We start from the raw sequence: 14361 nt of genomic DNA on the forward strand, positions 1-14361 counted from the left end.
CAGGACACGGTCCCGCGGCGAACCGGCCGGAGCCCCGTGACAGGCCCCGGCCGAGATCCACAGAAAACGGAGGCCAACCATGCCCCTCGTCGGCATCGGCGACATCGTCGGCGACACCCAGGCGGGCGTCGGCGCGTTCAACGTCATCCAGCTGGAGCACGCGGAGGCGATCGTCGCCGGAGCGGAGGCCGCGGGCGCGCCCGTCGTGCTGCAGATCAGCGAGAACTGCGTCCGCTTCCACGGCGCGCTCGCGCCGATCGCCGCGGCGTCGCTCGCGGTCGCCGCGGCGGCGACCGTACCCGTCGCCGTGCACCTCGACCACGCCACGGACCGCGCGCTCGTCGAGGAGGCCGTCGAGCTGGGATTCGGCTCGGTGATGTTCGACGCCTCGGCGCTGCCCGACGAGGAGAACGTGACGCTCACCGCCGAGGTCGCCGCCCTGTGCCACGACCGCGGCCTGTGGGTCGAGGCCGAGCTTGGCGAGGTCGGCGGCAAGGACGGGGTGCACGCGCCGGGGGCGCGAACCAGGCCGCACGAGGCCGTGGACTACGTGGCGAGGACAGGCGTGGACGCGCTGGCCGTCGCCGTCGGCAGCTCGCACGCCATGATGACCAGGGACGCCGTGCTCGACCTGGAGCTGATCGCCGCCCTGCACGCCGTGGTCCCGGTCCCGCTGGTGCTTCACGGCTCCTCCGGCGTGCCGGACGAGACCCTGCGCGCCGCCGTACGGCACGGCATGAAGAAGATCAACATCGCCACCCACCTCAACAAGACCTTCACCGGGACGGTCCGTGACTACCTCGCGGCCGACGGGAAGGTGGTGGACTCCCGCAAGTACCTCGGTGCGGCCCGTACGGCCGTCGCCGCCGAGGTCACCCGGCTCCTCGGAGTCCTGGCGGGCTGATCACAGCCAGCTCCAGCGGATCCCGAGCAGGCCGGGCTGGAGCGAGTCGGCCACCAGGTGGACCGCGTGGTGGGCGTTGAGGGTCAGCTCAGCGTGGTCGTGATCCTCGGCGCCGTGGTCGTGGCGGGCGAAGCGGCGGATGCCGACCGGCAGCGCGGAGGCGGCGAAGCTCACCCTGAGCGTGTACTGGCCCGCCGGGAAGCGGAACCCCCGCTCGTACTCGGTTGTCTCGACCCCGCTCGGGTCGGCCAGCTCGTAGCGGAGCACCTGGGTCTCCCCGATCCGCAGCGCGCGGTCGAACAACAGCTCCGCCGCCACGAGCGCGGTCGGTCCGTCCCGCCTGACCCTGCCGACCCGGCAGTCCTCAAGCGCCCTGATCCGCACCCTCTCGACGTCGCATCCGAGATCGCCCCGGTAGACGATGATGTGCCGGTCGGCCGCGTCCTCCTGTGCCCGCATCACCTGGAGCGTCTCGCGGCGGACGATGCTGCGGTCGGGTCCGATCTGCAGCGTCTCGTACATCCCGCCGATGTGCAGCCGCCTGTCGTCGGCGACCCCATCGAGGTCGTGCAGCAGGGCGGAGAGCGCGCGGGAGGGCTCGAGGACAGAGGGGTAGGAGCCCCCGGGCCCGGGCGGGGCTCCGTTGCCCTGCCCCCTGCCCCTGGGGCGCGGCGGCCCCAGAAGGCCCATCAGCGAGCGCGGCGGAAGGATGAGGATCTCCTCCAGGGCGCGGACGGCACGCAGCGACTCGGGCCGTTCTGGGCGGCGCAGCCCCTGCTGCCAGTAGCTCAGGCTCGTCATCCCGACCCGCAGCCCGCGCTCCTCGAGGCGATGGCGGAGCCGATCCAACGTCAGGCCTCTCGCCTCGACCGCAGCGCGGAGCGCGACATGGAACGGGCCTTCGCGAAGAGCAATCCGCAGCTCACGATCATCCGACACATGCGAATGTTCACAGATTTTTCGGCATACGTCACTTTTACCAACCCCCACAGTGTCAATTTCGTGATCTGCCACCTGGCTGGACCAACAACACGGCAACGTCGCCGAAGGCCATGCCCTGGCACCCGTTGCACAGTCACCTCTCAAGGCGATCGGCCTCTCGCACCCGTCCCGCGGACACCCCCGGGACCCGCGGGACGGCGACCAACGACGGACACCGCATGATCTACCGGACGAACAGCATCCGGCCAAGGCCAGGCCCAGACTCTGGCCCCGGCCGCCGCCCCCTCTGCGAGAGGGGATGACTTGACTCTCGTGTCACTCGAAGGTGCAGATTCTCCCCGTGAGTGACAGCGCGGAGTTCCACACGATCGGACAGCTCGCCCGCCGTACCGGCCTGTCGGTGCACACGATCCGCTTCTGGTCCGACATCGGGCTGGTGCCGCCGGCCGGCCGTTCCTCGGGCGGCTACCGCCTGTACGACGCGGCGGCGGTCGCCCGGTTCGATCTCGTCAGAACGCTGCGCGAGCTCGGCGTCGGGCTGGAGACCGTCCGGGAGATCCTGGCACGGCGGGTCACGGTGGCCGAGGTCGCGGCGACACACGCCAGGGCGCTGGACGCGGAGATCCGGGCCCTGAAACTCCGCCGGGCCGTACTCAGGACGATCGCCGAACACGGCGGCACCACCGAGGAGACACTGATGACACACAAACTCGCCCAGCTGTCCGCCAGGGAGCGGCAGCAGCTCATCGACGACTTCGTCGACGCGACCTTCGCCGGAGCCGACCTCGGCGAGGAGGGGGCGATCGTCGCCGGATGGATGCGGGAACTGCCCGGCGAGCTGCCCGACGATCCGACGCCGGACCAGGTCGAGGCCTGGGTCGAGCTCGCCGACCTGATCACCGACGAGGAGTTCCGGCAGCGGGCCAGGACGATCGTGCTCGGCGGTTCCGCGGCGCCGCGCGTCGAGGCGGGTCTCGAGCTGCGGCGACTGGTGCTGGAGCACGCGAACAAGGCGCTGGCCGACGGGGTCACGCCGGAGTCGGTGGAGGGCGGGCTCGTCCTGAACCGTGTCGTCGAGCCCCGCCTGGGGGCCGGAGAGCGCGCCGGGCTGCGTGAGTGGCTCGAAACGCTCGCCGACGCCCGGATGGAGCGCTACTGGCAGCTGCTGGCGACCCTCAACGGCCACCAGCCGTCCCCGCCCGCCGTCCCCGCCTTCGAGTGGGTGATCGCCGCCATGCGCGCCCACGGCTGACGGCGTCACCACCCGCCGTACGGCGTCCGTAGAGGACATCCCGACACCCGGCGGTGAAGAACGAGAAGAGAGCGGGACGCCCGGTTCGTGGCGAGCGTCCCGTGAAGCCTCGGCCCTCCGTGAGGCCCTTCCAGGAGGCGTGTTCCGGTGTTCCGGAAGGCGCGTTCCGAGAGGCGGCCGTTCTGGGTGGGACCGTTCGGGGATGAGTCAGCCGTTCTGGGGGGCGACGACGACCTCGACCCGCTGGAACTCCTTCAGGTCGGAGTATCCGGCGGTGGCCATCGTCCGCTTGAGCGCGCCCATCAGGTTCATCGAGCCGTCCGCGACCGAGGAGGGGCCGTGCAGGATCTGCTCCAGCGTGCCGACCGTGCCGAACTCGACCCGCTTGCCCCTGGGCAGCTCGGGGTGCTGCGCCTCCGAGCCCCAGTGGAACCCGCGGCCGGGGGCCTCCGCCGCCCTGGCCAGCGGCGAGCCGACCATGACCGCGTCGGCGCCGCAGGCGATCGCTTTGGCGATGTCGCCCGAGGTGCCCATGCCGCCGTCCGCGATCACGTGGACGTAGCGTCCACCGGACTCGTCCATGTAGTCGCGGCGGGCGGCGGCCACGTCGGAGATCGCGGTGGCCATCGGCACCGCGACGCCGAGCACCGTGCGCGTGGTGTGCGAGGCGCCGCCGCCGAAGCCGACGAGGACGCCTGCCGCGCCGGTCCGCATCAGGTGCAGCGCCGCGGTGTAGGTGGCGCAGCCACCGACGATCACCGGGACGTCCAGCTCGTAGATGAACTGCTTGAGGTTCAGCGGCTCGGCCCGCCCGGAGACGTGCTCGGCGGAGACCGTGGTGCCGCGGATCACGAAGATGTCCACGCCCGCGTCGATGACGGCCTTGTGGTACTGGACCGTACGCTGCGGCGACAGGCGCACCGCCGTGGTCACCCCGGCCGCGCGGATCTCCTCGATGCGGCGGCCGATCAGCTCTTCCCTGATCGGAGCGTTGTAGATCTCCTGAAGCCGCCTGGTCGCGGCCTCACCCTTGAGCTCGGCCACCTCGGCCAGCAGCGGCGTCGGGTCGTCGTAGCGGGTCCACAGTCCTTCGAGGTCGAGCACGGCCAGGCCGCCAAGCCTGCCGACCTCGATCGCGGTCTTCGGCGAGACCACGCTGTCCATCGGGCTGACCACGACGGGCAGCTCGAACCGGTAGGCGTCGATCTGCCAGGCGATCGAGACCTCCTCCGGGTCGCGGGTGCGACGGGAGGGGACGATGCCGATCTCGTCGAGCGCGTAGGCACGGCGGCCGTTCTTGCCGCGACCGATCTCCACCTGAGTCATATGTCTGTCTTTCCCATTTCATGCGTGTACGGCGCGCGCCGAGCGAGCGCGAGCCGTACCGTGCCTACACGGGCCGGTGCGGCCCGCCTGCGCGCCGAAGTCTGTCGCGAACCTCGCGCCGTTCGTCCTCGGTGTCCGTGACAGGACCCTATCGACGGTGGTAGTTCGGAGCCTCGACCGTCATCTGGATGTCGTGCGGGTGGCTCTCCTTGAGACCGGCCGCGGTGATCGGCATGAGCTCGCACCTGGTGTGCATCTCCTCGACCGTCCGGCACCCGGAGTACCACATGCCCTGGCGCAGACCGCCGACGAGCTGGTGGGCGACCGCGGCGACCGGGCCGCGGTAGGGCACCTGACCCTCGATGCCTTCGGGGATGAACCTGTCCTCGCTGCCGACGTCGGCCTGGGCGTAGCGGTCCTTGCTGAAGGAGGCGCCGCCGCGCTCGCGGTTGCGGACCGCGCCGAGCGAGCCCATCCCCCGGTAGGACTTGAACTGCTTGCCGTTGATGAAGATCAGCTCACCCGGCGACTCCTCGCAGCCCGCGAGCAGCGAGCCGAGCATGACCGCGTCGGCCCCGGCCGCGATGGCCTTGACGATGTCACCGGAGTACTGCAGGCCGCCGTCGCCGATCACCGGAACCCCGGCGGGACCCGCGGCGAGCGAGGCCTCGTGGATGGCCGTCACCTGCGGGGCGCCAACACCGGCGACCACGCGGGTGGTGCAGATGGAGCCCGGCCCAACGCCGACCTTGACCGCGTCGGCCCCGGCGTCGACCAGCATCTGGGCGCCGGAGCGGGTGGCGATGTTGCCGCCGATGACCTCGACCTTGCTGTTGGCCTTGAGCTTGAAGATCATGTCGGCCAGGCCCTTGGAGTGCCCGTGCGCGACGTCCACGATGACCACGTCGACGCCGGCCTCGATCAGGGCCGCCGCCCGCTTCTCCGCGTCCTCCCCGATGCCGATGGCCGCCCCGACGACGAGCCTGCCGTCGGCGTCCTTCGTGGCCAGGGGGTACTGCTCGCTCTTGGTGAAGTCCTTGACGGTGATGAGCCCGCGCAGCCGGCCGCCCGCGTCGACCAGCGGGAGCTTCTCGATCTTGTTCTCCCTGAGCAGCGCGAACGCCTCGTCCCTGGAGACCCCGACCGGCGCGGTGACCAGCGGCATCTGGGTCATGACCTCGCGCACGGGACGACTGTGGTCGGTCTCGAAGCGCATGTCGCGGTTGGTGACGATGCCGACCAGCACACCGGTCGCGTCGGTCACCGGGACACCGGAGATCCGGTAGGTGGCGCACAGCCGCTCGACGTCGGCGAGCGTGTCATCGGGAGAACAGGTGACCGGGTTGGTGACCATCCCGGCCTCCGAGCGCTTGACCAGGTCGACCTGCTGGGCCTGGTCCTCGATGGACAGGTTGCGGTGCAGGATGCCGATGCCGCCCTGGCGGGCCATCGCCACCGCCATCCTGGCCTCCGTGACGGTGTCCATCGCCGCGGAGACGAGCGGGATGCGCAAAGTGATCCCACGCGAGAGACGCGTGGTGGTGTCGGCCTCGCCCGGCTGCAGATCCGAATACGCGGGAACCAGGAGCACGTCGTCGAACGTGAGCCCGGCCTCGGTGAATTTTGCCATCTGCAACCCCTCCTGCCGCGGCGCTCTCATGAGATGGGGAAGGCGCCGGCCCCCACGTCACAGTTTAGAGTCTGGCTCCAAACCTGGAGGACACCGGGGAAACCCGAGGGAAGGTGGGGAACCGAGCGGTCGGTGACCCGCCCGGTTCCCCGGTCACCGGCAAGGGCGCGGGGCGCCGCACGCCGCCGAACCCCCCTCCGCGTCCGAACAGCCACCACACCCGCGCCGCTTGCCGACGCTGCGTAAAGTCTGTGTTACCTTCCGTTCACCCCGCAATGTGCGGACGTGCAACTGCACGAAGTTGCACCCTCGGCGGGCCAGTACAGACAACGCCCGGACAGGGGCGATTCGGGAGGTTATCCTCGCGGAACGCCGTGTCATCTCAGGAGCCTCTCGCCGATGCGTACCGACACACCGCCGCTTGAGAGTCTGGGCTTCACCTCGGCCCAGATCTCCCTGTACAACGCGGTGCTGCGCCTGCACCGCGCCACCTGCGCCGAGCTCGCCGAGGCGACGGACGGCTCCCCTGAGCCGCTGAGCCGCGAGCTGGCCACGCTGGTGAAGCTGGGCGTGGTCGACGAGCAGGGCGGGGAGTACCTCGCCCGGCACCCCGCCACGGCCCTCGGCCACCTGGTCGCCGACCGCCTCGACCGGCTCGCCGCGGAGAGCCGCAGAATCGACATCGTGGTCGGGTCGATCCGCGACCTCATCCACCAGTACGACGCGGGCCGCGATTACCAGACGGGCCAGTTCGCGGTCGACCTGGTCGGCGGGGCGGACGAGCTCTACGAGAGCGTGATCGGCATGGCCATGCAGACGCCGCCGCTCGAACTGCTCTCGGTTATCCCCGACAGACGGACGATGAACGACTTCGCGCACCGATACGCCGACCAGTGGATCGGGGCCCAGCGCGCGGGACTGCTCTCCTCCCGGACCATCATCCCGGTCCACACGCTGGAGATGCCCGCCCTGCGGGAGAAACTGGGGCAGTTCCACAAGGCCGGGGCGCGGATCCGCACCCTGGACGCGGCGCCGAGCTGGTTCCTGGTCGCCGGCACCGAGGCCGCGGGCATGCCCGCCCGGTGGGGAGGCACCCTCGCGGAGAACGCCTACAACTTCCATCTGGTCAGGGCGGCCGTCGTGGTGGCCGCGCTGCGCTCGCTCTTCGAAGAGCTGTGGGTCCGCGCCGCGCCGCTGCCGTGGGCGCACCGGTGCGACGGGATGACCCGGGTGCTGCGGCTGGCCGCCCAGGGGGTCTGCGACGAGATGATCGCCCGGCAGCTGGGGATCTCGGTGCGGACGGTGCGCGCCCGGTTCGCCGACGCCATGGCGGAACTCGGCGCGCAGACGCGCTTTCAGGCAGGCGCGGAGGCGGCTCGGCGCGGCTGGCTGGCGTAGAGCCGCGGGACCCTCGCCTGATACGCCCGGCTCGTGTAGTCTCCGGCCACCGGTCACGCGTGCGAGCGTGTCTCGACCGGCTCGTGCTGTTCGGAGTCTGTTGGCCGCATCGAGGCCATAAGGTGGGATCGTGCTCGACGATGTCCCTCGCGACCCGTTCGCGGATGACCCCGACGACCCGGCGGCGGCGCTGGGCGAGGCGGAGGCGTCTCAGCCGCTGACCTCTGCCGAACGCGACGAGGCGATGACGGACCTCGCCGACGTTGAGGTCTTCCGCTCCCTTCTCGAGCCCCAGGGCGTGCTCGGCCTGGTCCTCGACTGCCCCGAGTGCGGGGAGCAGCACTACTTCGACTGGGAGCTGCTGCGCGGCAACCTGCGCCAGATGATCGAGAACGGCAGGCCCCAGGTCCACGAGCCCGCCTATCAGCCCGACCCGGCGAACTACGTCACCTGGGAGTACGCCAGGGGCTACGTCGACGGGGTAATCGACACCGAGGAACACCGCTGATCGACGTCGTCGATCAGCGCGGACAGCAGGCGGACCGCGGCGTCGGCGGAGGGAACGGCCTTCCTCAGGGAGAGCGTCTCAACGAGGCTGTCGGTCTCGGAAACGCCCCGATCCTCCTCAGGACCGTATCTCCGAGCCGGACGCCGGGGGTGGACCGCCGTCATGGGCACACCCGCCCACGGGTCTCACCGGTCCGGCGAGACCCCCTCCGCACTCCTTGACGACGCCGCTGGATCCGGCTCGACTGCTCCGCGGTCAAGCTATCGACTCCAGCTCCGCCATCGCGCGCAGCCGGGCAAGCGCCCGGTGCTGCGCGACCCGAACCGCGCCTGGTGACATGCCCAGCACATTACCCGTCTCTTCGGCGGACAATCCCGAAACCACGCGGAGCATGAGCAGCTCGCGCTGGTTGTCCGGGAGCCTGGACAGCAGCCTGCGGGCGTGCTCAGCCTCGATGTAGCGCACCACGGTCTCCTCCGGCCCTGGCCCCTCGTCGGGACCGTCCGGAAGGTCCTGGGTGGGCACGGCGGAGCGCACCGAACTGCGCAGCGCGTCGGCCACCTTGTGAGAGGCGATACCGAAGACGAAGGACGCGAAAGGGCGTCCCATGTCACGGTAGCGGGGCAGTGCGGACAGCACCGCGATGCACACTTCCTGAGCCACGTCGTCCGCGATGTGGTACTGGCCGGAAACCCGGCCAAGGCGGGCACGGCAATAACGGACGACCATTGGCCGTAGCTGCGCGATCAGAGATTCGATCGCGGTGCGATCTCCCTGAACGGCGAGGCTTGTCAGATCCTTGAGATCGTCCCTGTGGGCAACCCCTTCAGATCTCGTCGCAAGCCTTACCCCACTTTTGGCGTCGGCGACGCATCCCTCGGTCACGTTAGGCATGATGCCCGCCCCGATCGAGCCTGTCGTCATGGCAAACGGCTACGGATTGGTCACATTGAGGAGGAGATAACGGGGCGTAATCACTCGGCCACAATAAGGCTTTGACTATGAAGAAATATTTCATGGGATTGCCGATTATGTCGGCCATTGGTTAGGGGAAAGTTTACTCTATGGGGCACATCTCGGCGTGACGCTTTGAGGCATGTTTCGGTTTACCGGAAAACGCAAACGGCTCACATCCCTGTGGGGATGCGAGCCGTGCGGGCCGACGAAGATCAGTGACCGTGGCCGTGACCGTGGCCGTGACCGCCCGCGGCAGCCGGGGCCTCCTCCTCGGGCTTGTCCACCACGAGAGCCTCGGTCGTCAGCAGCATGCCGGCGATGGAGGCCGCGTTCTGGACGGCCGAGCGGGTGACCTTGACCGGGTCGATGACGCCCTGGGCGACCAGGTCGCCGTACTCACCGGTGGCGGCGTTGAGGCCCTGGCCGACGGGGAGCTCGGCGACCTTGGTGGTCACGACGTAGCCCTCGAGGCCGGCGTTCTCCGCGATCCAGCGGGCGGGCTCGATGAGCGCCTTGCGGACCACGGAGACACCCGTCGCCTCGTCGCCGGACAGGCCCAGGTCGTCCAGGACCTTGGAGACGTGGATGAGCGCGGAGCCACCGCCGGAGACGATGCCCTCCTCGATCGCGGCGCGCGTCGCAGAGATGGCGTCCTCGAGACGGTGCTTCTTCTCCTTGAGCTCGACCTCGGTGGCCGCGCCGACCCGCAGCACGCAGACGCCGCCGGACAGCTTCGCCAGACGCTCCTGGAGCTTCTCGCGGTCCCAGTCGGAGTCGGACTGCTCGACGGCGAGCTTGATCTCCTTGACGCGGTCGGCGATCGCCTGCGCGTCACCGGCACCGTCCACGATCGTGGTGTTGTCCTTGGTGATCACGACGCGGCGGGCGGTGCCGAGCACCTCGAGGCCGACGTGCTCCAGCTTGAGGCCGACCTCCTCGCTGACGACCTCGCCACCGGTGAGGATGGCGATGTCCTGCAGCATGGCCTTGCGGCGGTCACCGAAGCCGGGGGCCTTGACCGCGACCGAGGTGAAGGTGCCGCGGATCTTGTTGGTGACCAGGACGGCGAGAGCCTCACCCTCGACGTCCTCGGCGATGACGAGCAGCGCCTTCTTGGTCTGCGCGACCTTCTCGAGCAGCGGCAGGAAGTCCGCGACCGAGGAGATCTTGTTCTGGTTGATCAGGATGTAGGGGTCCTCCAGGACCGCCTCCATGCGCTCCTGGTCGGTCACCATGTAGGGCGAGAGGTAGCCCTTGTCGAACTGGAGGCCCTCGGTGAACTCCAGCTCGAGGCCCATGGTGTTGGACTCCTCGACGGTGATGACACCGTCCTTGCCCACCTTGTCGAACGCCTCGGCGATCAGGTCGCCGATCTTGGCGTCCTGCGCGGAGATCGTCGCCACGTGGGCGATCTCCTTCTTGTCCTCGACCGGCCTGGCGGCCTCGATCAGCTTGTCGCTGACGGCCTTGGCGGCGAGGTCGATGCCGCGCTTGAGGGAGAGCGGCTGGGCACCCGCCGCGACGTTGCGCAGACCCTCGCGGACCATCGCCTGGGCGAGGACGGTCGCGGTGGTCGTGCCGTCACCGGCGACGTCGTTGGTCTTGGTCGCGACTTCCTTGGCGAGCTGGGCGCCGAGGTTCTCGTACGGCCTGTCCAGCTCGACCTCACGGGCGATGGTGACACCGTCGTTGGTGATGGTCGGGGCACCGAACTTCTTGTCGATGACGACGTTGCGGCCACGCGGGCCGAGGGTCACCTTGACCGCGTCGGCGAGGGCGTTGACACCACGCTCAAGAGCGCGGCGGGCATCCTCTTCGAACGCCAGGATCTTCGGCATGCTAGTCCTCTCTGAAAGTACGTCGGCGCACAAAGCCCCGGGCGCTCTCGCGACCCGGGGCTCGATGCGTCATCTTTGTGAAGCGTGGATTACTTCTCGATGATGGCGAGCACGTCGCGAGCGGAGAGCACGAGGTACTCCTCGCCGCCGTACTTCACCTCGGTGCCGCCGTACTTGCTGTAGAGGACGACGTCGCCCTCCTTGACGTCGAGCGGGATGCGCTTGTCGCCGTCCTCGTCCCAGTTGCCGGGGCCAACCGCGAGGACCTTGCCCTCCTGCGGCTTCTCCTTGGCGGTGTCCGGGATGACGAGACCGGAAGCAGTCGTCTGCTCGGCCTCGAGCGGCTGGACCACAATGCGGTCGCCGAGCGGCTTAACGGGAACCTTGGTGGCGGTCGTCACGTCGGACCTCCCCTTCAGATTTGAATGATCTAGAAGAGGCGACCAGCGGTCTGCCGTCGCGGGTGTCAGACCTGCCTCGTCGCATGTATCTGGCACTCTCACCGGGAGAGTGCCAATACGGAACAGTATGCAAGGAGGCCTTGACAGTCAACACGAACCGCTCCTGTGCGCCGTACGCGAAACGTCAAACCCTTCGCCGCCGGGCGGCCGGCAGACTCCTGACGCGTTCGACTTCGCTCTCGTAGAGCCCCCTGGAGCGTCGCAGGAAGTCCAGCACGATCCGCAACTCGGCGTCGGTGTAGCCCGCGGTCATGCGCCCTCCCTGCTCGACGATGGGCCCGTAAAGCTCCGCGGCCCGCTCCAGGGTCTCCGTCGTGGCACGCACGACGACCTTGCGCCGGTCCCCCGGATCGGGAGAGCGCGTCAGATATCCCGCCCTCTCGAGACGGTCGAGCATCGCGGTCACGCTGCCCGTCGTGAGTCCCAGCTCGCCCCCCAGAACGCTCGGCGTGACGGCCTCGCGCCGGATCAGGACCTCAAGGCAGCGCAGGTCGGTCCTGTTCACCCCGAGGCAGACGGCGACCGCCTCGTCGAAGGCGTCAACGGCTGCCTGCCCCGCCTGGACCTCCGCCCCCAGCACGGCCCTGAGATCTTCCTCACCGCCGCCCCCGTCCCGCGCCGTCCAGAAATCACCAGAATTTTCCCTTGACATTCAAGTCTCTTCACAATCAAGCTAAATATGTCTCGAACATCAAGATACAAGACGTTCGAGGAATCCGTACAGCACGACCAGCGAGATCTCCGTGAACCCTTCCCAGCGGGAGCTCCCATGTCCTCTCTGCACGTGATCGTCATCGGCGCCGGCACCGGCGGGATGTGCCTGGCTCACGGCCTGCGGCGCGCCGGGATCTCGGTCGCCGTCTACGAGCGCCACCGCACCCGCGCCGACGGCGTGTACGGCTACCGCGTCGGCATCGACCCGACCGGCAACCACGCGCTGAAGGAGTGCCTGCCGCAGGAGCTGTTCGACATCTACACCGCCACCTGCGCGAGGGCGCCCGCCTACCTCAACGTGCTGACGGAGAGACGCAAGACGATCGCGTCCTTCCCGCTGCCCGAAAACCACGACCCCGTCGACAGCGAGCGTTCCGTCTCCAGGATGACCCTGCGCCAGGTGCTGCTCACCGGGATGGAGGACGTCGTGCACTTCGGCAAGGCTTTCACCCACTACGAGCGCAACGGCGACGGCACCGTAACCGCCTTCTTCGCCGACGGCACCTCGGCGACCGGCGACCTGCTCGTCGCCGCGGACGGCACCGGCTCCAGGGTTCGCAAGCAGTACCTGCCGCACGCGGAGGTCAAGGACACCGGGGTGATCGCGATCTCCGCCAAGGTCGAGGTGACCCCGAGGACCAGGGCGCTGCTACCCGACGAGGTCTTCAACGGGATCTCCCTGACCTTCGCGCCGAAGGGCCAGTTCTGCATCTGGCACGTCATGGAGTTCAAGTGGGACCGCGACGGCACGGTCAAACACGGCATCGGCGGCAACGACGCCGAGCTGATCGGGCGGTGGCCCGGTCTGCTGTACGACAACACCCGCGACTACATCAACTGGGGCTTCTCCGCCTCGGCCGACAAGTTCCCGCCCGATGTGATGGACCTGCGCGGCGAGGAGCTCAGGCGGGTCGTCCTGGACATGACGCCCACCTGGCACCCGGACATGCGGGAGCTGTTCGAGGCCGCCGACCCCGGAAGCTGCTTCCCGATCGCCATCCGCACCTCGGTGCCGATCGCCCCCTGGAAGAGCACCAACGTCACCCTGCTCGGCGACGCCGTCCACACCATGACGCCCGGCCACGGTGTCGGCGCCAACACCGCCCTGCGCGACGCGATGCTCCTGCGCAGGCACCTCGTCGCCGTCCGCGACGGCGCCAGATCGCTGCTCGACGCCGTCGGCGCCTACGAGGCCGAGATGATCCCGTACGGCTTCGCCCGCGTCGCCGACTCCCTCGCCCAGAACGGCACCAACGGCGCCGACCCCCTGCACAGGCCCTTCGTCGGCCGCGCGGTCCTGGCGGCGAACCGGACGTTCTTCCGCGCGACGAACCACATCCCCGCGCTGCGCAGGAAGTTCCTCGACGACCTCACGGCCTACCGCGCGGCGGACGCGTGACCCCGCCCCCGCCCCGCGGTTCCGGACGAACTCCCGCGCTTTCCCGCGACATCGGGCCCCGGTTCGGGGAACATACGACTTCGGGGAACATACGAGGGAGACGAGCGAGCACCGAGGAGAACGTAACCGATGACCACACACGGTGACGGGAAAGACACTACGGTGGGCGACGTGACCAGCACGATGAGCGAGGAAACGAGCACGCTGCGCGAGGCCGGCGACCCGCTCGCCAACTGGCCCTATCCGCCGCCTGGCGGATGGACGGCCGGCGACCTCGACCGGCTTCCCCAGGAAGGCCCACACGGCGAGCCGGACTTCTTCAAGCACGTCGAACTCGTCGATGGAGCCCTAATCTTCATGTCCCCCCAGAAGCGCTTTCACGAGTACGTCCTGTACGGCCTGCGTACCAGCCTCAACGCACAGGCGCCCGATCACCTGAAGGCCGTGACGCAGATGGACCTTGTGCTCGGCCCACGGCAACGGCCGTGTCCGGACGTTCTGATGATCGACAGCGAGGTGGCGAAAGACAGGTCCCGCACCGCCTACAACCCCGACGAGGTGCAACTCGTCATAGAGGTCGTCTCACCCGAATCCGAGTTCCGCGACCATGAGGTGAAGCCGAAGCGCTACGCCACGGCGGGCATCCCGCACTTCTGGCTGGTGGAGAACAACGCCAACGAGCCGGTCGTCTACATCTACGAACTCGACCCTGTCAGCCACTCCTACACGATCACCGGCATCCACCACGGCCGTCTCAAGCTCACCGAGCCGTTCCCCATCGACATCGACCTCACCGAGCTTCCCGACTGACGGGAGGAGAAAGAGACCTCCACGGCTCCTCGCCCACCGCGATCATTCCGTGCCGTTCCGGGTATTCCGGCACGGGTGCGACCGGGAGCGTCGCCTCATTCTCGACGGACATCGCGACCTCTCCACCCGCGATCATTCCGTGCCGTTCCGGGTATTCCGGCACGGGTGCGACCGGGAGCGTCGCCTCATTCTCGACGGACATCGCGACCTCTCCACCCGCGA

The 14361-nt window shown here is 68.9% G+C and carries 13 protein-coding genes; 6 read left to right on the plus strand and 7 right to left on the minus strand.

What is annotated here, in order from left to right; genetic code table 11:
- The first annotated feature begins 79 nt into the window (after nucleotides 1–79).
- On the plus strand, nucleotides 80–904 hold the full coding sequence (locus tag AB0395_RS15745; RefSeq protein WP_366281071.1) for a class II fructose-bisphosphate aldolase: 825 nt from the start codon (nucleotides 80–82) through the stop codon (nucleotides 902–904).
- Here the strand turns inward: AB0395_RS15745 and AB0395_RS15750 are convergent, their stop codons facing one another.
- Nucleotides 905–1843: a hypothetical protein gene (locus AB0395_RS15750; protein WP_366281073.1), complete on the minus strand. Its 939-nt coding sequence runs from the start codon at nucleotides 1841–1843 to the stop codon at nucleotides 905–907. It lies immediately after the preceding gene.
- Between the two features lie 343 nt (nucleotides 1844–2186).
- On the opposite strand from AB0395_RS15750, the gene AB0395_RS15755 reads away from it, so the two are divergent.
- The gene (locus AB0395_RS15755; RefSeq protein WP_366281074.1) at nucleotides 2187–3098 is read left to right on the plus strand and encodes a MerR family transcriptional regulator; all 912 of its coding nucleotides are present in this window, start codon (nucleotides 2187–2189) and stop codon (nucleotides 3096–3098) included.
- A gap of 207 nt (nucleotides 3099–3305) precedes the next feature.
- Here the strand turns inward: AB0395_RS15755 and AB0395_RS15760 are convergent, their stop codons facing one another.
- Nucleotides 3306–4424 carry a GuaB3 family IMP dehydrogenase-related protein gene (locus tag AB0395_RS15760; RefSeq protein ID WP_366281076.1) on the minus strand — a complete coding sequence of 373 codons (1119 nt, stop codon included), beginning with the start codon at nucleotides 4422–4424 and terminating at the stop codon, nucleotides 3306–3308.
- Nucleotides 4425–4572: 148 nt separating this feature from the next.
- Nucleotides 4573–6054 carry an IMP dehydrogenase gene (guaB, locus tag AB0395_RS15765; RefSeq protein WP_366281078.1) on the minus strand — a complete coding sequence of 494 codons (1482 nt, stop codon included), beginning with the start codon at nucleotides 6052–6054 and terminating at the stop codon, nucleotides 4573–4575.
- A 399-nt stretch (nucleotides 6055–6453) separates the two neighbouring features.
- Between guaB and AB0395_RS15770 the strand changes: the two genes are divergently transcribed.
- Nucleotides 6454–7452, plus strand: coding sequence for a helix-turn-helix transcriptional regulator (locus AB0395_RS15770; protein WP_366281080.1), 999 nt, complete (start codon nucleotides 6454–6456; stop codon nucleotides 7450–7452).
- A gap of 130 nt (nucleotides 7453–7582) precedes the next feature.
- Nucleotides 7583–7960, plus strand: a complete 378-nt coding sequence (locus tag AB0395_RS15775; RefSeq protein ID WP_366281081.1) for a DUF5319 family protein — start codon at nucleotides 7583–7585, stop codon at nucleotides 7958–7960.
- Between the two features lie 255 nt (nucleotides 7961–8215).
- Here the strand turns inward: AB0395_RS15775 and AB0395_RS15780 are convergent, their stop codons facing one another.
- The 4 genes from AB0395_RS15780 to AB0395_RS15795 form a co-directional block, all read right to left on the minus strand.
- Nucleotides 8216–8854, minus strand: a complete 639-nt coding sequence (locus AB0395_RS15780; protein WP_366281161.1) for a sigma-70 family RNA polymerase sigma factor — start codon at nucleotides 8852–8854, stop codon at nucleotides 8216–8218.
- Nucleotides 8855–9129: 275 nt separating this feature from the next.
- On the minus strand, nucleotides 9130–10755 hold the full coding sequence (gene groL, locus AB0395_RS15785) for a chaperonin GroEL (protein WP_366281083.1): 1626 nt from the start codon (nucleotides 10753–10755) through the stop codon (nucleotides 9130–9132).
- Between the two features lie 89 nt (nucleotides 10756–10844).
- On the minus strand, nucleotides 10845–11156 hold the full coding sequence (gene groES / locus AB0395_RS15790) for a co-chaperone GroES (protein WP_184712660.1): 312 nt from the start codon (nucleotides 11154–11156) through the stop codon (nucleotides 10845–10847).
- Nucleotides 11157–11340: 184 nt separating this feature from the next.
- On the minus strand, nucleotides 11341–11868 hold the full coding sequence (locus AB0395_RS15795; protein WP_366281085.1) for a MarR family transcriptional regulator: 528 nt from the start codon (nucleotides 11866–11868) through the stop codon (nucleotides 11341–11343).
- Nucleotides 11869–11985: 117 nt separating this feature from the next.
- On the opposite strand from AB0395_RS15795, the gene AB0395_RS15800 reads away from it, so the two are divergent.
- The gene (locus AB0395_RS15800) at nucleotides 11986–13329 is read left to right on the plus strand and encodes an NAD(P)/FAD-dependent oxidoreductase (protein ID WP_366281086.1); all 1344 of its coding nucleotides are present in this window, start codon (nucleotides 11986–11988) and stop codon (nucleotides 13327–13329) included.
- Between the two features lie 171 nt (nucleotides 13330–13500).
- A complete protein-coding gene (locus AB0395_RS15805) occupies nucleotides 13501–14139 on the plus strand; it encodes a Uma2 family endonuclease (RefSeq protein WP_366281088.1) in 639 nt (212 codons plus the stop codon).
- Nucleotides 14140–14361 lie beyond the last annotated feature (222 nt).

It is taken from the genome of Streptosporangium sp. NPDC051023 (assembly GCF_040689595.1).
In the GTDB taxonomy this organism is placed as follows: Bacteria; Actinomycetota; Actinomycetes; order Streptosporangiales; family Streptosporangiaceae; genus Streptosporangium.